The 17660-nt window shown below is 60.0% G+C and carries 17 protein-coding genes and 1 pseudogene; 7 read left to right on the top strand and 11 right to left on the bottom strand.

The features are described 5' to 3' along the window. The first annotated feature begins 10 nt into the window (after positions 1–10). The 3 genes from GV818_RS00895 to GV818_RS00885 are packed head-to-tail and all read left to right on the top strand — an operon-like array spanning position 11 to position 2517. Positions 11–856 (top strand): MipA/OmpV family protein, encoded by an 846-nt coding sequence (locus tag GV818_RS00895; RefSeq protein ID WP_161754224.1) that lies wholly within the window; start codon positions 11–13, stop codon positions 854–856. 37 nt (positions 857–893) lie between these two features. Further along, entirely contained in the window at positions 894–1709 is an 816-nt protein-coding gene (locus tag GV818_RS00890) for an acid phosphatase (protein ID WP_161754222.1), read from the top strand. A 13-nt stretch (positions 1710–1722) separates the two neighbouring features. Further along, positions 1723–2517, top strand: coding sequence for a hypothetical protein (locus GV818_RS00885; protein WP_161775734.1), 795 nt, complete (start codon positions 1723–1725; stop codon positions 2515–2517). A 103-nt stretch (positions 2518–2620) separates the two neighbouring features. Here the strand turns inward: GV818_RS00885 and GV818_RS00880 are convergent, their stop codons facing one another. Both GV818_RS00880 and GV818_RS00875 read right to left on the bottom strand, forming a co-directional pair. Then, positions 2621–2899, bottom strand: coding sequence for a hypothetical protein (locus GV818_RS00880; protein WP_256679393.1), 279 nt, complete (start codon positions 2897–2899; stop codon positions 2621–2623). A 43-nt stretch (positions 2900–2942) separates the two neighbouring features. After that, positions 2943–3341, bottom strand: a complete 399-nt coding sequence (locus GV818_RS00875) for a carboxymuconolactone decarboxylase family protein (RefSeq protein ID WP_161754220.1) — start codon at positions 3339–3341, stop codon at positions 2943–2945. Between the two features lie 432 nt (positions 3342–3773). Here GV818_RS00875 and GV818_RS00870 point away from each other — a divergent pair, with 432 nt between their 5' ends. From GV818_RS00870 to GV818_RS00860, 3 genes are all read left to right on the top strand, one after another. After that, positions 3774–4262 (top strand): OB-fold protein, encoded by a 489-nt coding sequence (locus tag GV818_RS00870; protein WP_178124661.1) that lies wholly within the window; start codon positions 3774–3776, stop codon positions 4260–4262. A 356-nt stretch (positions 4263–4618) separates the two neighbouring features. Then, the gene (locus GV818_RS00865) at positions 4619–5005 is read left to right on the top strand and encodes a c-type cytochrome (RefSeq protein ID WP_161754216.1); all 387 of its coding nucleotides are present in this window, start codon (positions 4619–4621) and stop codon (positions 5003–5005) included. A 32-nt stretch (positions 5006–5037) separates the two neighbouring features. Then, positions 5038–6171 carry a lysozyme inhibitor LprI family protein gene (locus GV818_RS00860; RefSeq protein ID WP_161754635.1) on the top strand — a complete coding sequence of 378 codons (1134 nt, stop codon included), beginning with the start codon at positions 5038–5040 and terminating at the stop codon, positions 6169–6171. Positions 6172–6236: 65 nt separating this feature from the next. Here the strand turns inward: GV818_RS00860 and GV818_RS00855 are convergent, their stop codons facing one another. The 6 genes from GV818_RS00855 to GV818_RS00830 form a co-directional block, all read right to left on the bottom strand. After that, positions 6237–6932: a tetratricopeptide repeat protein gene (locus GV818_RS00855; RefSeq protein ID WP_161754214.1), complete on the bottom strand. Its 696-nt coding sequence runs from the start codon at positions 6930–6932 to the stop codon at positions 6237–6239. 5 nt (positions 6933–6937) lie between these two features. Further along, entirely contained in the window at positions 6938–7603 is a 666-nt protein-coding gene (locus GV818_RS00850; RefSeq protein ID WP_256679392.1) for a hypothetical protein, read from the bottom strand. 108 nt (positions 7604–7711) lie between these two features. After that, positions 7712–9745, bottom strand: a complete 2034-nt coding sequence (locus GV818_RS00845; RefSeq protein WP_161775632.1) for a multicopper oxidase family protein — start codon at positions 9743–9745, stop codon at positions 7712–7714. Positions 9746–10104: 359 nt separating this feature from the next. Further along, positions 10105–11391: an OprD family porin gene (locus tag GV818_RS00840; protein ID WP_161754208.1), complete on the bottom strand. Its 1287-nt coding sequence runs from the start codon at positions 11389–11391 to the stop codon at positions 10105–10107. Between the two features lie 239 nt (positions 11392–11630). Further along, positions 11631–12020, bottom strand: a complete 390-nt coding sequence (locus tag GV818_RS00835) for a nuclear transport factor 2 family protein (RefSeq protein ID WP_161754206.1) — start codon at positions 12018–12020, stop codon at positions 11631–11633. A 27-nt stretch (positions 12021–12047) separates the two neighbouring features. Beyond that, positions 12048–12743, bottom strand: coding sequence for a DsbA family protein (locus tag GV818_RS00830; protein WP_161775631.1), 696 nt, complete (start codon positions 12741–12743; stop codon positions 12048–12050). A gap of 263 nt (positions 12744–13006) precedes the next feature. Between GV818_RS00830 and GV818_RS00825 the strand changes: the two are divergent. Continuing rightward, positions 13007–15105, top strand: a pseudogene (locus tag GV818_RS00825) (TonB-dependent receptor). Positions 15106–15164: 59 nt separating this feature from the next. Here GV818_RS00825 and GV818_RS00820 read toward each other — a convergent pair. From GV818_RS00820 to aguB, 3 genes are all read right to left on the bottom strand, one after another. Beyond that, the gene (locus tag GV818_RS00820) at positions 15165–15365 is read right to left on the bottom strand and encodes a hypothetical protein (protein WP_161754200.1); all 201 of its coding nucleotides are present in this window, start codon (positions 15363–15365) and stop codon (positions 15165–15167) included. A 246-nt stretch (positions 15366–15611) separates the two neighbouring features. Continuing rightward, complete coding sequence (gene aguA / locus GV818_RS00815) at positions 15612–16718, bottom strand: agmatine deiminase (protein WP_161775630.1); 1107 nt, start codon at positions 16716–16718, stop codon at positions 15612–15614. Positions 16719–16723: 5 nt separating this feature from the next. Continuing rightward, on the bottom strand, positions 16724–17602 hold the full coding sequence (aguB, locus tag GV818_RS00810; RefSeq protein ID WP_161754196.1) for an N-carbamoylputrescine amidase: 879 nt from the start codon (positions 17600–17602) through the stop codon (positions 16724–16726). Positions 17603–17660: the final 58 nt, after the last annotated feature.

Raw genomic sequence — 17660 nt, 5'->3', positions numbered from 1 at the left:
GAAAGTAACAATGACAGCCATAGGTGGTTCAAGCTTTTTTAAGCATCAAGCGATGCTCATTACAGGCGCGACCCTCGCCTTTGCGACGGTGTTGCCTGCACATGCAGACGATGCAAACAGCTCTCCCTCGGTAACAGTAGGCGGCGGAGTTGCCGTTGGTCCTTTGTACGAAGGTTCTTCCCGATACGCCGCGTTCCCCTCACTGAAACTCAAAGCGGTCTTGCCTACCGAAGACTGGGGCAAATTTACCGCAGCCTTCCCGGAAGGGCTGCGTTGGGACCTGCCCGGACTTTCTCCTTTCGGCGTGGCCCTGCTGATTGGCTACGACCCAGGACGCAAGGAAAGGATTCACACCCTCGACGGTCGTGATAGCTACTTGAGGGGAATGGGCAACCTGGACAGCACTGCCTTGGTCGGCGCAGAAGCGTATTGGGTCCTGCCGGCCGGCCGCCTGTTTGTTCGAGGCCTGCAATCAAGCCAGAGCCGCGATTACGGTGGCGAAAGCCTGGGGCGTACCGCGTACCTGGAGGCCGGGGTAGCCACTGCATATGCACTGTCTTCGACATTGACCCTGGACTCGACCCTGTACGGCACCTGGAGCAATGAGAACGACATGATGGCCCGCTTCGGTGTCACTGCCCAACAGGCTGCACGCACCCGGTTCGACGAATACCACCCGGGTGGTGGGATGCGGGATGTGACCTTGAAACTGGGCCTCACTTGGCAATGGCAACCACAGGTGGCACTGGAGGGTGGCATCAAGACCTACGCCCTGGTCTCCGATGCCCGCAACAGCCCGCTGACGGGTGAAAAACTGGGCGCAGGCGCCTATCTGAATGCCCTCTACCAGTTTTGATCAGCCGGCAATACCGGGATAGATAAAGGAACACTCGATGAAAACAGTACATAAGCAGTTGGGGCTGGCCAGCTTGCTCTGGTCGGGGCTGGTGCTTGCCGACGATGCCGCCACCAAGGTCACGGACCCTCACTTCAAACTAGCCCCAGGCTATCTTGACTCGGCAGACCTGCCACTGCGCCTGGCGTTGCTTGGCGCCCCACCAAAGCCCGACTCTGCGGCGCTTGCGCGGGATGAGGAAGCACGGCGTACGGCGCTGTCGCTACGTGGAACCGCCCGGGAGAAGCTCGCGGCAGCGGATGCGGAGCTGTCATTCCCAGGCCCGGCGAAAGCATTCTCCTGCGCGATGGGCACGCCGATCACCGAGAAAAGCACACCGCATCTTTATACCCTGATGCAGCGCACCCTGACGGATGCAGGCGGTTCTACCTATGCCGGGAAAAATGCCTACAACCGCACCCGTCCATTCGTGGCGCACAACGAAGGGACCTGTCGCAAAGACATGGAGCCGGTGCTGCGCACGGATGGCTCCTGGCCGTCCGGCCACTCCGCTGCAGGTTGGGCCTGGGGGCTGTTGCTGGCCGAGATTCAACCAGCGCGCGCCACTGAACTGATGACCCGCGGATTGTCATTCGGCCAGAGCCGGGTCATCTGCGATGCACATTGGCAGAGCGATGTGGATGCAGGCCGCATCATGGGGGCTGCGACTGTGGCGAGCTTGCATAGCAATCCGACGTTCCTGGCGGACCTGGCAGCCGCGAAGGAAGAGGTCAAGGCGGCTCAAAAAGCGGGCCTCAAGCCTACAGAGGACTGTGCGGCCGAGGGCGTGGCGCTCTCGCTGACTCAGCACTGATCGGAGAAACAGCATCATGCACAGTGACAACCCACGCTCGGTTTTGCGGCGCAAGCACGCACGCCTGGCACTGATGGCTGGCGCCTTTGCGGCAGCCGCGGCCAGTTTGCCGACGGGGGCCGAGGCGGCAGACGGCGATGAATGGACGTTCAACGGCGGGCCTTACGTGTGGGGCGCTGGCATTCGTGGACACGTAGGCCACCGCAGCACCGGGACCCAGTTTATAAAGTCCGATTTCTCTGATATCGCGCGGACTGTCGATATGTCGGTGATGCTGATGGGCGAGGCTCGACGGGGCCCATACAGCGTACTCGCCGACCTGATGTACATCGACACCGACACCCGCAACCGTCTGCCTGGGGGCCTCTCTGAGTCCAAACTTGAGGTAGAAAGCAAGACGGCCTCCGGATTCCTGGGGGGCGGATACACGGTTTGGGGTGATGAAAATCGTCGCTTGGACGTCGCTGGCGGCGTGCGCGTCTGGTACAGCAGCACCGCCATCAGCCTGCATGGTGGGCCTGTTGGCGGCCTGTCTGGCTCCGACAAGGCTACCTGGGCCGACGCCATGACGGGGCTGCGTGGGTACTATGCCGTGAATGACCGATTCTGGTTGTCATCCTGGGGGATGGTGGGCGCCGGGCAGTCCCGGGAAGACTGGGACCTGGCAGCGCTGGCAGGCTGGGAGTTTTTGCCCGGATTTTCGGCGGTGGCCGGTTACCGGGCCATGGGGGTTAATTACCGCCATGATGGCTTTGTCTACGACATTGTCCAGAAGGGGCCACTGTTGGGTATTAGTGGGCGATTCTGAGGTTTTCAGAATAAAGCTCCCACGCCGCTCAAGAACCTGCCATGGCCAACTGTAAACAGAATGGACGGAAAATCACTACGACGCCGTTGGCTGCAGCCACTTCTCAGAGGTCATTGTTCCCGGGGGCCGCTCCCGCCTGTGGGCCTTTGCCGAGAAAGGGGGCAGTTTCCACTTCAAGCATCAGCAACACCATTTCCGTCAACTCGGCGTCGGACTTCTGTCCCGTATAGAGATCATGCAGTGCCTTGGCGAAAGGAATGCGCAGGTCCTGGTTCTCTTCGCGGGCGGTGTCGCTGTATTGCATCAGTTCGCCGATGGCTCGCAGCACAGCCGCTTGCCACCGAGCGGTGGTCCTCGGACCATCGCTGGTGATTGCAATCAACTTATCCTTCGTCAGCTGGCGAAGGGCTGGTTCGCGCAACAGCTCATGCGGCTTTGGCTTGCGAGTGATCTTTGACATACCGGACGATACTCAGCGTCTCTTGCCGGAACTGCTCGTAGTCAATCTGCTGGGCATTAATAAAGGTGCTGCCCATCATGGTCAGCGAGCCCATAAAGCTGGCTTCGGAAATTTCCTCGTCACTCGCGCCAAACAAACGCGCGGCTTCGGTATGGAACAGAGCGCAATACTTACAACGGGTCGCCCCGGACACCGCCAGACCTATCAACTCCTTGTACTTGTTGGGAATCTGAGTCTCCGCCAGCCAGAAGTCCCGGGCCACGCCCCAGAATCCATTCGCGGCGCCTTCCGGCATCTGCTTAATCCACTCCGGTACCAGACCCAGGGTCTGTTCAATCTCCCGATAAGTATCATGAATGGCCATTTGACACCTCCTTGCCTCTCTGGAGGCATCTGCTCCAGAGACACAAGAAGTAGTTTAGTTCGCTGGTAGCCATGCCAAAGCCGGCAATAGGAAAACTCCAGCAATGAATGGTTAAACGTCGTAGAAACAATAGGATGGATTTAGATTTTTTTGGCGCAATGACGTACCACTCAGTATCTGCAGTTATCAAGCTTGGCGGGGGGCTCAGCGGCCCGCTTTTGGCTTGCGCTTTTCCCTTCCAGCAGAGCAGTCCAGGCCAGCACAAGCTGAGCAGCAGATGAAAGCGATTGCCTGAACTCCCTGCCATTTCGTCAACCTGCTTGCTTCGCTTGCACCTGTTCTGGACAATCACGTTGCTTCGAGTCGTCGGGCAAAAAAGACCTACGCCTGCGATGCGGTAATGGACAAATGGACTATCAGAGGAAGAAGGGTGTGAAAAAACTGTTCAAGTGGGTTGGCATCATCATCGGTGTTCTGTTCGTTATTGGATTCATCAGCAATGCGATGAAATCTCCAGAGCAGAAGCAAGCAGATGCGGTTGCGGTTGCTGAGGCGAATAAGGCTCGTGCACAGGCAGAGCTGGAAAAATCCAAACAGGAACTGGCTGCAACGCCAACCGTAACGGCTGGTGATATTGCTGTTGCTTACAACGAGAATACAGTCGCTGCCGATCAGAAGTTCAAAGGCAAGAAGTTCAAGGTGTCGGGTACTGTGGCAGACATCAATACGGACTTCATGGGTAATCCGTATCTCACGCTGCGCGGTGGGGTGAATCAGTTTATGGAGCCACAATTCTCATTTGAGAAGTCTGATGCCGACTCCCTCGCTTCGCTTAAGAAAGGGACAAAGGTGACATTGCTCTGCGTAGGCAAGGGTGATGTAGCCAAGATCCCAATGTCTGGCTCTTGCGCTCTGCTTTAATTTTCAAGATGTGAAAAAGGGACTCTGCCAGATGAGTCCTTTTTTTATTTTTGTCTGTCAGGTCAGTGGCTGTCTTCTGGTTGCTCAATGCGTAGCGATGGCGGCCCATGAGTAGTTTTTCCCAGCACCTGCTCCTGATTGCGCGCGTCCTCGCACTGTAATCACTCGCTCCCGGGGTCGACCTCTGGTGCCGTACCCTGCAAGACGAAGCCCTCGCAGAAATGCCAGGGCTTTGTTGTTTCTGGACAATCTTCCCACCCCACTGAAAGTTGCCGCAATGCCTCCCGGGCCGATGCACTTCATGATCAAATAGCCGCCGATTTCAGCTGTACGCGTTATCCGGTCTGGAGCAGAACATGAAGCGAATCGCCGTCTCGACCCTGGCCCTGCTGGTCAGCTCAGTGCTACTCACCTCCCCCGCCACAGCCGGTGATGCCGAAGCCGGCGCCAAGCTGTTCAAGCGGCTGTGCAGCGGCTGCCACAACATTGGCCCTGCGGTGCGTAGTTCATTCGGACCGCAGCTCAACGGCATCATCGGGAGACCGGCCGGTAGTGCCCAGGACTATCAATACTCGGCGGCCATGAAGTCGTCGGGCATTGTCTGGACCCGAGAAAAACTCATCCAGTACCTCGAGGATCCGAAAGCCGTGGTTCCCGGCACCCGGATGATTTTCTGGGGGCTGAGCGATGAGGAAAAAATCGACAACCTGCTGACCTACCTGCAGACGTTCCAGACGAACTGACCCCTGCCTCACCTTCCTACAAGGATGTTTTGATGAAGCTCCCTTTACTGTCGCTGGCAGCTACGGCTCTTGCCCTGGCCGCGCTCATGCCTAATGTGCAGGCCGCTGGTTTCGACTGCAGCAAGGCCTCGACCCAGGTGGAAAAGACTGTCTGCGATACGCCGAGCCTGTCCGCCCAGGACGAAGAGCTGAACCGCCGCTACAAGGCACTGAAGCACTTGCAGGTGTTTCGCCTGTTGCAGGTGCGCTGGCTGCAGGAGCGCAACACCTGTAACTCCACGGACTGCCTGGAAGGCGCCTATCGGGCCCAGTTGAAGATGCTTGCGCCGCAGCCGCTGCCAATCCCGCCGGCACCGAGCAAGGAGCAACTGCGGCCGATGGCGCCTACGAGCCAATACAGCCTGCTGGACCCCGACGGCTGGCAGCGCTATCCCCTCGCAACCTTCAACGCTGCGCCCCCGCAGGGCGATCAGCAGATCGTCGATACCCAGGTGATTGCCGGGGTGTTGCATGTGGTGCTGTTTGTCGGCCAGTACCAGCAGGGCCAGACGGGGTATATCGGCACGCTGTACGAGTACGCCGATGACCAGCCAGGCCTGCACCCCATCGCCCAGGATATTGGCTTCGTCGGCTGGTCCTCGCCGGGCTCCAACGATCAGGGCATGCGCTTTGCCGGCATCGCTGACGGGTTGTTCTACTACCGCCAGCGCAGCGGCGGCGATCTGCAGCAAAGCATGACTTACCACCTGGGCTCACGCCGGGCACCCGAAGCCAGCCAGCAGCTGTTCCAGTCGCCGACCAACACCCTGCGCCATGCGCGGGCGCGGGTGGCGCATGACCTCAACCAGGAGAACTACAGCCTGTCCCTGGACTACGACCAGCAGAGCAACGGCACTTACTCCGAGAACGTCACCGAGCACAACGAAGTCGACTCGGGCTGGAGCATCGTCAACCCGACCTGGAGCGAAACTCGTCCGGTGATGTATTTCGACAACGAAGGACCCAGGGCCTGTATCTGGCGGGTCGACGTACAGCGCAAGCTGCTGTCCAAGATCGTCCCGGAGCATGAAGCGGTATCGGCGCGCCCGGTGGATATCCATGGCCGCGAGGCGGTGGTGTACCTGGAGCGGAATCAACTGAAGTTCGCCCTCAATCCCGATGATTGAGGACAACCGATCTTGCTAAAGAAGGCTCGCGCTCAGGCGAGCCTGTGGCGTAATCAGCGCCTTGCTCAGGGCAGGGTGATCTTGTACTCGGTCAGTTTGGCCTGGTGCTGTGGCTCGACGTACTTCTGGTTTACCAACTTGGCGAACTGGCTGAAGTCGCTGCGGGCGTCATCGGTCAGGTCGAGTTTGTCGTAAGCCAGGCCCCGATGGTAGAAGGCCCAGGCATAGTCCGGCTGTTTCTGCAGGCCGGCGCTGTAGGCTTCGGCGGCCTCGCGATATTGCCCCAGGTCATAGAGGGCCTGGCCCAGATGGTAGTAGGTCGGCATGTTGAAGCCACTGCCCTTGCCCGCCTCGCCAAGGTTGGCATCGAGGTTGGACTGCACCAGTTGCAGGGCCTTTTGCGGGTTGCCCGCCTCGCGGTACAGACGGCTCAGGTCCAGCACTGCTCGAGCATCGGGCTTGGCTCCCAGCTCGATGGACTTTTCCTTGGCGCTGATGGCTTCCGGGTAACGCTTGAAGCTGGCGTAGGCGTCGGACTTCAACCAGTACACCAGGCTTTGTGTGGACTTGGACAGCTGGTTCCTGGACAGGCACAGATCCGCCTCTTGCAGCACCACATCAAACTTCTCGGCTTTGGAAGCCTGGCTCGCCAGACGGCAATGGGCGAAGTTGATCTGATCCTGGCTCTGCAGGCTGGCGCAGCCGGTCACAGCCAGAGCACACAAGAGCAGGAGCAACCCGCGAATAGACAATGAAGGCATGTTTTTCAATCCAGCAGGTGAGCGTTGAGGTCAGGGCGATACACTTGCAGCAGCGGCGCAGTAACCGTGCCCTGCAAGCTGCAGAAGATCGTGGTGCGACCAGAGATCGGCGCGCTGCTGGTACCGTTGTCGATGCTCAATATGCGCTCGACGTAACCGAACGGCGTGGCCACGCCACCGCCCGCCAGACCTTCGGTGCGCCATTGCTGGATCGGGTCGCCGACGCGACGGATCTCCACCCGGGTCATGGCGCTGCGATCCGCCTGCAAGCGGGCGTTGTCCATCAACAATGGTTTGAGGCTCGCGGCCACCGCTTTAGGTTCACCCTCGGCGATGAATCCCCAGAACAGCAAGTTGCCCACCGACTTCAGCGACTGGGCCTCGTTGTAATAACCCACCAGGCGCACGCCATTGACCGTCAGCGGTTGCTCGAAGGCTTGGTAACGGCCGCCTTCCTGCAAGGGGTTGATGACCTTGGGCGCCTTCACCGCACCATACTGGGCCAGGCTCAGGGTACCGGCCGGCAGTTGGGCCGTGTTCAGGGTTTGGAAGAATTGCGCGTCACAACGGGAGAAGTCGGCCAGCAACTGCTCGGGCGAGGTTGCTTGCTGGCCATGGGCGATGCTGGCGACGCTCAGCAGGCACAGGCCGGACAACAGGGAACGGAACATCGAGATCATCCGTGATGGAAAAGTGAGGGGCGTGACTCTATCAAAGTCACGCCCCTCACGTGCCATCGGAAAGCGCCGAGCAAGGCGCCCTCCTTTTCCTTCAACGGCTCAATGGTGCATAGGCGCGGTTCCGCCCTGGCCGTCGGACAGCTCGATGCTGACGTTCTGCATCATGCCCTGGTCCTCGTGGTCGAGGATGTGACAGTGCAGCACGAATTCGCCGATGTAACGTTCATAGCGAGTGCGCACGTACAAGGTGTAGCGCCGGCCATCCTTGTCCGGTCCCTTGACGAACAGCGTGTCTTTCCACACCCCCTTGAGTCCGGCGTATTGCTTGTCGTCTGGGTCGGCTTTGTCGATCGCTCCTGGCTCGCTGAGATCCGTGCCGTCCGGGCCGATGATCTTCTCCACCTGGAACGGATTGACATGGATATGGAACGGGTGGCTGGCAAAACCCGAGCTCAGCATCCAGGTTTGCGCCGTGCCCAGGGTCAGGTGGCGATTGATCTTGCCGGGCTCATAGGGTTTGACGTCGTCCATGCTGGTACCGACTTCAAACTTGGGATTTTTCTTGTCGTCGCGGTTGATGAAGAACATCAGCGACTCCACAGGCTTACCCTTCACTTCATCGTCACCGATGCTTTTATGAGGCACGAACTTGGTCAGCAGCAGACCGTTGTTGAGGTCGCCGATGATCTGGTTCTGCACACTGTCCGGCATGTTGCGACGGGCCGAGTCGACCAGCAGCTGAGTCAGGTAGGCGCTGGTGTCCTTGACCTCGGTGCCGCCCACCACATCGACAAACCCCAGTATCTGCCGACCGCTTGCCGCCTGGGCCACGCCGCCGTCGGCGGACTGCGCGGCATCCACCACGCAATAGCGTCCGGTTTGCGGGAAGACCATCAGCAGGTCGTTACGGTAACCAGGCTGCAGGGTGACCTGGCTGAGTTTCTGCGCCTTGCCCAGGGTCAGGCCATCGGCGGCGACCACTTGGTAGTCCACCGGTTCGCCCACGCATTGCTGGCTGACAAAAGCATCGGCGTCGACCGCGGCAACGCCCGCGTTACTCTTTTGCAGACCGCTGTCGGCGAGCTTGCGAAACTCCAGTTTGATGGTGTCGCGGATGCCCGCATGCACCAGGCGCCAGCGCTCCACCTGGCCGGCACGGGCCTTGCGAAAGATCGGCTGCACCAGGCCATTGATGCTGGTGTAGCGACCCGACTGGCCCCAGCTCTGCGGCGTGAACTGGGCAAAGTCCTCGACCACGCCCACCTCGCCCGCATCGCAGTTCCAGTTCACGCTCTTGTCGCCGGTCACAGGGTCGGTCTTGACCCCCTTGCAGGCATAGGGGATCTGCTGCAGCACTAGCAGGCGTTCAGGAAAGGCCTTGCCATCGGCCGACTTGAGCAGGGTGTCGAGGTCGCCGTTGGCCCTCTTGCCTGGAAGACGGCTGCCACGGATGATCAGCGCACCGGCCATGCCACTGGCGACCTGCAGGGCGGTGGAGCCATGGCGGTGGGGGTGGTACCAGAAGGTCCCGGCCGGATGGTCGGCGGGAATGTTGTACTCGTACTGGAAGCTGACACCGGGATTGATCGACAGCATCACGTTGTCGCTGTTACCGGCGGGACTGACCCACAAGCCATGGGAGTGCAGGTTGGTGCTGTTGAAACACTGCGGCTTGTCCGGTTCGCCGGAGTGTGCGTTGCAGGGCTGTTCATCCTTGGGCTTGAGCTTGTTGTTGAGGGTGATGCGCACGGTGTCGCCCGGCGTCACGTTGATGGTCGGAGCCACGAAGGGGGCCAAGGGGTTCACGCCTGTGCCACGGTAGCTGCGCAATCTGACCGGTACCTTGCGCCCGGTCGCCGGATCGAAAAGCGTGCTCTGGGTGTAGTCGATGTTCAGCACCAGGGCGCGTTCGGTACCGCCGTGGGGCGGTAGCGCCAAGGGGCTCAAGGTCGTCGCCTTGGACGACATCAACTGTGTGGTTTCCGTGGTTTCCTGCTCCGGCACCTGCTGCTCCAGGCTGCTGGGGTTCTCGAATATTCGTGTGACTTCTTCGGCCGCGACAGGGGGGATACTGCAAGCCACAGACAGCAGGATACATCCGCCATAGGCGGTTATCGGCAGGGTTACTTTCATGGTGATCTCCTGTGCTCCAGGAAGGTAAGGACCAAGCGACCCGCAGCAGAGCGGCGGCAGGGCGCAACAACATCGGCCAAGCACAGGGATGGGCGGCACGCCGCAATTTCTCCCGCATCCATTACGGCTGGAACCTCATCCCTGATGGCATAAAGCTAGTGGGAAATACCCGGAAAGCAACGCGCCGCCGCTATCCATTCCAGCCAGGTCCAGCCTGTCGACTCCAGCGCCGGCTGACAGCCCAGAAAGTTGTTCCAACGGAGGTTTTTCCAGCCGTACCACAGGCATGAAAAAGCCCCGAACCAGTCGGGGCTTTTTCCAGTGCAGCAACCTGCGGTCAGGTCACGATCAGACGTTTATCAGAACACGTTGATCGGGTAGTCGACGAACACACGCAGTTCGTTGCCACCCACGTTGTACTCGGAAGACTTCTGCGACACGCGCAGTACCGAGCTGCGTACTTTCACGCTCAAGTCCTTGGCCGGACCGCTCTGAACCACGTACTTCAACTGGTTGAAGATTTCGCGCTCGCTGCCGCCGCTCGAGGTGGACGTGGTGATGTTGTCGCCACGGATGTAGGCCACGTTGTAGCTCAGGCCAGGTACGCCAAAGGCGCCGAAGTCCAGACCGTAACCCAGCTGCCAGCTGCGCTCGTCTTCAGCATTGAAGTCGGACCAGTAGGAGTTGGCCAGGTAGATGGTGTTGCCACCGTCACCCACACGGTTCTGACCACGCTGGTAGCCGCCGTAGGCGTAACCCAGGTGGCTGTCGCCGGTGCTGCGCTGGTGAGCCAGAGTGAACGAGTGCGGACCTGTGGCGAAAGTCGCTGCCAGGCTCCAGATCTTGTTGTCCTGGCCGCCGGCGCCGGAGTCCTTGGCGTAGGACTTGTCCAGCTTGGTGCGGTAGCCGTTGAAGTCCAGGGTCAGGGACTGGTCGGTGGCCAGAGGGAACACGTAGTTCAGGTTCACGTACTGCTTCTTCAGCACGTCTTCGACGTCGGAAGCATACAGTGCAGCCTTGAACTGTTCGGTGAACTGGTAGCTACCGCCCAACACGTCGATCGACTTCAGGCCACCACTGTCACGGCCTTCAGCGCTTTTACGCGACTCGGCGGTGAAGTGACCGGCGTTCAGCTCCAGGCCCTTGATCTCCTTGGAGGTGATCAGGGTACCGGTATAGCTTTCCGGCAGCAGGCGCGAGTTGTCGTAGTTCAGCACCGGCAGCGCCGGCATCTGGTCACCGTAGGTCAGTACAGTGTTGGACAGGCGGAACTTGACCGCCGCACCGAACTTGCTCAGGTCATCGGCGGCACTGCCGCTGTCACCCTGCTTGAAGAAGTCGATGCCGCCGGCGCCGCTGCGGCCCTTGCCGCCATCCAGACGCAGTGCGTACAGGCCAAAGGCGTCAACGCCCACGCCGACGGTGCCCTGAGTGAAGCCGGAGGAGAAAGTACCGATGGCCGCTTGGCCCCATTCGGCCTTGTCATCGTTACCGTCTTTGTAATCACGATTGATGTAGGCATTGCGCAGCAGCACTTTCAGGCTGCTGTCTTCGACAAAACCCTTGGCATCAGCCTGGCCGTCGGCCATGGCCTGTGTAGCGCTCAAAATCCCCAGTGCAACCAAGCAGATCCGCTGTTTCAACATTTTATTTTCCTTATTACGGTTTGGTGACGCGCTGTGAGCTCTTGCGGCTATGGCGTTTGAACGCTCTTTTACCGCCGAAACAAAAAAGCCCGCCCACGAGTGATCGCGGCGGGCCTTTTATTATTCTGATTTATGGCTCGTGGCCACAGGCGTTGGGGCGAATCCTATCTGCGCCCTTAACAACGTGTCAATTTCGTGAATCGTCTTTGAATAGCTGAAAATGTTCTAAGAACACCGGGTTAGAGCATCGCCAGCTGCACACTGTGGCTGTCGACAAATTGCTCGAAATGGGTGACCTGGCCGTCTTTCAGCGTCCAAAGGTGGGCCACTCGTACATCAATGGGCTTACCTGAATCCTTGTAGATGCCCTGGTAATTGCCATAGGCAAATACCTTGTCGCCTTGGGCCACGTAGTTTTCGACCTTGAACGTGAAGTCGTGCCACTCCGAGCCCAGGCGCTTGAAGACATGCTCCAGCACCGCCTCGAAACCGACGTAGGTACCGGCATAGGGAAAACCCGCCGCCTCGGTCCAGCGAGCATCGGGGGCCAGGGCGGCTGCGGTATTTTTCGCATTTTCCTGGGAGTTGGCACCTTCATAGGTGCTTCTGATCAACGCTAGGTTATCCATGGGTGACTCCACGCAGGTCAAGTGAGATCAAAGCGCACAACCGTCCAGGCCACAGGCCTGGATCGCGCCATCATGAGGGCCGCTGTCCGCGCCCAGAGAAGTCTTCAGCCACTCGGCAAAGGCCTCGGGTTTGCCCAGCCAGGAGCTGATATCGAGCAACTGGTAGCGGCCATCGCGCTCCAGGGCCAGGGTCGGAAAGCCCTGCCCGCCGACCTTGGCCAGCAAGGCCCGGCTGGCCTTTATATGCTCATCCAGCTCATGCCCGATAACCTGGTCGAATGCTGCCTCGAACTCTACCGTGGCAAAACCCAGGGCCTGTGCGAGTTCCAGCAATACATCCCGATCGGCGATGCGCCGCCCCTCCAGGTAATGAGCAGTTTGCAGGCGCCCCAGTAGCTCCAGACCGCGACCACCGAGGGCTTCGGCCGCCAGCACTGCGGCAATCGGTGGTGCCGAGTCGAAGACCGCCGAGTGATCCCGCAGCAACCCCTCGAAGTAGGCCTGGCCGAAAGGTTGCCCGGTGTACTCGGCAATCCGCCGGTCGTGGGGCATGACGTAGTCACGTAGCTGCGACGAGACCGCTTGGCGGTTGCGACCGGTCATCATGCCGCCGGCGTGGGCCTGCACCGGAACCACCGCCTGGGCGGCCTGCACCAGCGGCTTGGCGCCATAGCACCAGCCGCACAGCGGGTCATAAATGTAGTGAAGGGTGGCCGAGGACATACGGGACTCCAGCAAGATCATGAGAATTTGATGGTTTGCAGACTATGCCGCGCATGCCACGGGAAAAACCTCGAAATGGCTTTTAGTCTGTTTCTGTAACCGGTCGAATCTGTCTGCTTAGCCCTTGTATCAGGGCAGATACCCCGATGAAATATTTTGTAATAATAGCTGCGAGGAACTTCCGGAAAATAACAAGCATAAGCAAATAGCACTCATTATCATTCGCATCCTAGAATTACCCCCCTCTCTCGGATGCGTTTCAGATGCCTGCCCATTTCCGCCTTACGCCCCTGTCCCTGGGACTTTGCACCCTGCTGTCTGCCGGTTTCGCCTGTGCCGCCGGCACCACACTGCCGATGACCTCCATCAGCGCCCAAGCCGAGGCCGACCCTGACGATCCCCGGGTCAAGGAGGTCAGCACTGCAACCCGCACCGCGACGCCCGCGCGCTACGTGCCCCAGGCCATCGACACAATCAAGACCGCCAATGCACTGGACTACGCAACAATGACTTGGGCAGCGCCCTGAGCGGCATCCCCAACGTCAGCAGTGGCGCCGACACACGTTTCGACAGCCTGCGGATTCGCGGTTTCGACGCCAGCAACGACTTCTACCTGGACGGCATCCGCGACGACAGCCAGTACGTGCGCGACTTGCACAATATCGAGCGCATCGAAGTGCTCAAGGGCCCGGCTGCAGTACTCTACGGCCGCGGCAGCCAGGGCGGGATCGTCAACCGGGTGAGCAAGCTGCCGGAGTTCGGCCGGCGCTCCAGCGTCGAAGTCCAGGGCGGCAGCGAAGACTTGCGCAGCCTGTACGCGGACTTGAGCGCCGACGCGACCGAAAACATCAGCCTGCGCCTGAACCTGGGCAACCAGGACAAGAACAGTTTTCGCGATGGCGTCAGTGGCAATCGGCAATTGTTCGCGCCCTCCATGAGCTGGCAATTGACGCCGGAGCTGAACTGGCTGGTGCAGTACGAATACAGCCGCTACAACCGCACCCCGGATCGCGGCATTCCCGGGGTCAACGGGCGCCCGGCGGATGTCAGTCGTGAAACCACCTACGGCGACAAGCGCGACTACATTGACGACAAGTCCCAGTCCCTGCGCTCCAAGCTGACCTACGAGCTCAACGACAGCTGGCAACTGCGCCATACCCTAGGGGTGTTCAAGCTCGACAGCGATTTCGACAACACCTACCAATATGGCTACAACGCGAAAACCGCAAAAGTGTTACGCCAACGCTGGCAGCAGGACCTGAAGACTCGCAACATCTACAACAACACCGAGCTGGAAGGCCGTTTCGACACCTTCGGCCTGGAACATCGCCTGCTCACCGGCATCGAGATCGGCAGCCAGCGCCGCGACCCGATCCTCTACAACGCTGCCACCTCCGGCCCCGGCAGCCAGGCGGTGCCCGCGGTGGACTTGTACAACCCCAATCCGTACCAGAGCCACACCGGCCGCCTGCAGGTGTCCAGCAACAACCACACCGAAGTACAAAGCCGGGCCCTCTACCTGCAGGACCAACTGCGCCTCAACGATCAATGGCAATTGCTCGCTGGCCTGCGCTTCGACAACTTCGATATCGAAACCACCAACCGCCGCACCGGGGTCTCCGACAGCCGCGACAGCCATAGCGTCAGCCCGCGCCTGGGGGTGGTCTGGACGCCACTGGAGCACCATTCGTTCTATGCCTCATGGAGCAAGTCGTTCTCGCCCGTGGGTGGCGGCCTGATCGGCATCACCCCGAACGCTGCCGGCAACGGCAACGACCTGAGCCCGGAGCTCACCCGGCAGAAGGAAGTCGGGGTCAAGAGCGACTGGCTCGACGAACGCTTGAGTACCACCCTGGCCGTGTATGAACTGGAACTCTACAACCGTCGTACCACCGACCCGCTCGACCGCAACATCGTCCTGCTTACCGGGCTGCAACGCTCCCGAGGCATCGAGCTGACCAGCAGCGGCAAGATCATCGGCAACTGGTACCTGCGTGGCGGCATCGGCTTGCAGGATGCCGTCGTGGTCAAGGACAACAACGGTTTCGAAGACAAGCGCGTGAATAACGTGGCCAAGCGCAATGGCAGCCTGTTCATCACCTGGAAACCTGAATTGGGCTGGTACGCCGAGACCGGCCTGACCCTGGTCGGCGACCGCTTCGCCGATAGCGCCAATACCGTGGTGCTGCCGGGCTACGGTCGCTGGGATGCCCTGGCCGGGTATCGGCACAAGGACTGGGATGTGCGCGCGGCGTTGAACAACATTGCCGATCGCGAGTACTACAGCTCCGCCACCAGTGCCTTCCAGATCCAGCCCGGGGATCCACGCAGCCTGGTGGTCACCGGTAACTACCGCTTCTAAAGAACAGGCAAAAAAAAGCGCCGCCCTCCCGGCAGCGCTTTTAACAATCCGTTGTCTTTCTATCCTTTCACCACATCCCACAATGCTTGCAGTTCCGCCTCGCTGAGCAATCCAGCGGGGTAACGCTCAATGATGATCCGGCGCGGATCAGGTTCCCTGATCTGACGCGTTCCATTGGACTTCAACCATTGCACCAGAACCTGCAGCGACTGGTTATTGACTGCCAAGGGATGCGCTACCCGCTCGCTGACACTATTCATTCCAGCGCTCTCTCCTGGTTCCTGAGCGGCCTAACTTATCCAAGGTTTATGACAGAACAACAGAGTTCCACATGTCTCAGAATCACCCCAGAACAGATACAAAAGCTGTGCCAATGTATCCAGCGCGCCAACAGACAAGCATGAAAAAGCCCGCAGACCTTCTGGGCTGCGGGCTCGTTGAGTGGTGTCAACGCTGGCGTCGGCTCACCTGTCTCAAACAATCGACAATTTCTGTTACAACGGCACTCAAACCCGCCGCGGTGCAGGCTGTTGTTGAGTAAGGCAATGGATATTCCCGCCCCCCAGTAACAGTTCACGCCCCGGCACCATCACCACTTCGTGTTCAGGGAACAGCGCCTGCAGGATGGCCTTGGCCTGGGCGTCCATCGGGTCGTCGAAACTCGGCGCGATGATCCCGCCATTGACGATCAGGAAGTTCACGTAGGAACCCGCCAGACGTACCGAAGGGTTGCGCTCCTGGGTACCGTCCACCGCGTCGACACCGGCACACTCCTCTTCGGTGGCGTACAGCGGCCCGGGAATCGGCATCTTGTGCACTTTGAAAGTGCGGCCCTTGGCGTCACGGGTATTTTCCAATACCTGCATGGCCGCCTGGCAGCGGGGGTAGTTCGGGTCCTGTGGATCATCGGTCCAGGCCAGCAACACTTCACCCGGGCGCACGTAGCAACAGAAGTTATCCACATGCCCGTCGGTTTCGTCGTTATACAGGCCGTCCGGCAGCCAGACGATCTGCTCCACCGCCAGTTGTTCACGCAGCACCGCCTCGATCTGCTCGCGGGACAGGTGCGGGTTGCGGTTGTGGTTGAGCAGGCACTCCTCGGTGGTGATCAGGGTGCCTTCGCCATCGACATGAATCGAGCCGCCTTCAAGCACGAAGCCCTCGGTGCGGTATTCCTGGCAACGCTCGATCTCCAACACTTTGCTGGCCACCTGTTCGTCACGGTTCCAGGGCGAATACAGTCCGCCTTCGAAACCGCCCCAGGAATTGAAGCCCCAGTGCACGCCGCGCACTTCGCCGCTGTCATTGATGACGAAGGTCGGACCGGTGTCACGCACCCAGGCGTCGTCGCTGGACATCTCGACGACCCGGATATTGGCCACGTCCAGGCGGACCCGGGCGTTTTCATACTGGGCCGCAGAGACTGCCACGGTCACCGGTTCAAAGCGTGCAATGGCCTTGGCCACTGCGGCGTGAGCGGCTTGGGCCGGCTTGCCACCCAGGCGCCAGTTGTCCGGGCGCTCGGGCCAGATCATCCAGGTCTGGGTCTGCGTTGCCCATTCAGCCGGCATGTAGAAACCGTCGGCGCGAGGCGTGCTGTGCAAAGTGCTCATAGTGTTCAGGACTCCAGGGAACCGTCGAGGGTTTTCAACGCGCCATAGAGGTTCGGACGGCGGTCACGGAAACTGCCCCAGGCGCTGCGGATGTGCTCGAGCTCGTCGAGGTCGAAACTGTGCACAAGAATACCTTCTTCGCTTTGGTTGAGCTCCTGAACCTTCTCGCCGAACTGGTTGGCAATGAAAGATGAACCATAGAAGGTGATGTCGGAGCCATCCTGCTCTTCATTGCCGATACGGTTGCTGGCGATCAGCGGCATCAGGTTGGCACCGGCGTGGCCTTGCTGCACACGCTGCCAGTGATCGCGAGACGAGATGCTCTGGTCGTGGGGCTCGCTGCCGATGGCGGTGGGATAGAACAGAATCTCCGCGCCTTGCAGGGCCATGCTGCGGGCGCACTCAGGAAACCACTGGTCCCAGCAGATGCCCACGCCGATCTTCGCGTAGCGGGTGTTCCACACCTTGAAGCCGGTATCACCCGGGTTGAAGTAGTACTTCTCGTGATAGCCGGGGCCATCCGGAATGTGGCTTTTCCGATAAATCCCGAGGTTGCTGCCGTCCGCATCGATGATCGCAATGCTGTTGAAGCGCGCGCGACCGGCCAGCTCGAAGAAGCTGATGGGCAGTACCACCTGCAGTTCCCTGGCGACTTTCTGGAAGTGCGCGATGGCCGCGTTGGCTGCCACCGGAGTGGCCAACTGCAGGTAGTCCGGGTTGGGTTTCTGGCAGAAGTACGGGGTTTCGAACAACTCCTGGATCAGGATGATCTGCGCGCCCTTGGCGGCGGCTTCCCGCACCAGCTTCTCAGCGGTTTCGAGGTTGGCTTCAAGGTCCCAGGAACAGGCCATCTGGGTAGCGGCGACGGTAACGGTACGGCTCATGGAGCAACTCCTGGGCAAATGCGCAGCGGTCGATGACAACGGATCGGAAAAGAGCCGG

The sequence above is a fragment of the Pseudomonas sp. Fl4BN1 genome, from assembly GCF_009908285.1.
In the GTDB taxonomy this organism is placed as follows: Bacteria; Pseudomonadota; Gammaproteobacteria; order Pseudomonadales; family Pseudomonadaceae; genus Aquipseudomonas.
The sequence above is the reverse complement of the archived record's forward strand: the minus strand, read 5'-3'. Positions and strand labels throughout refer to the sequence as shown.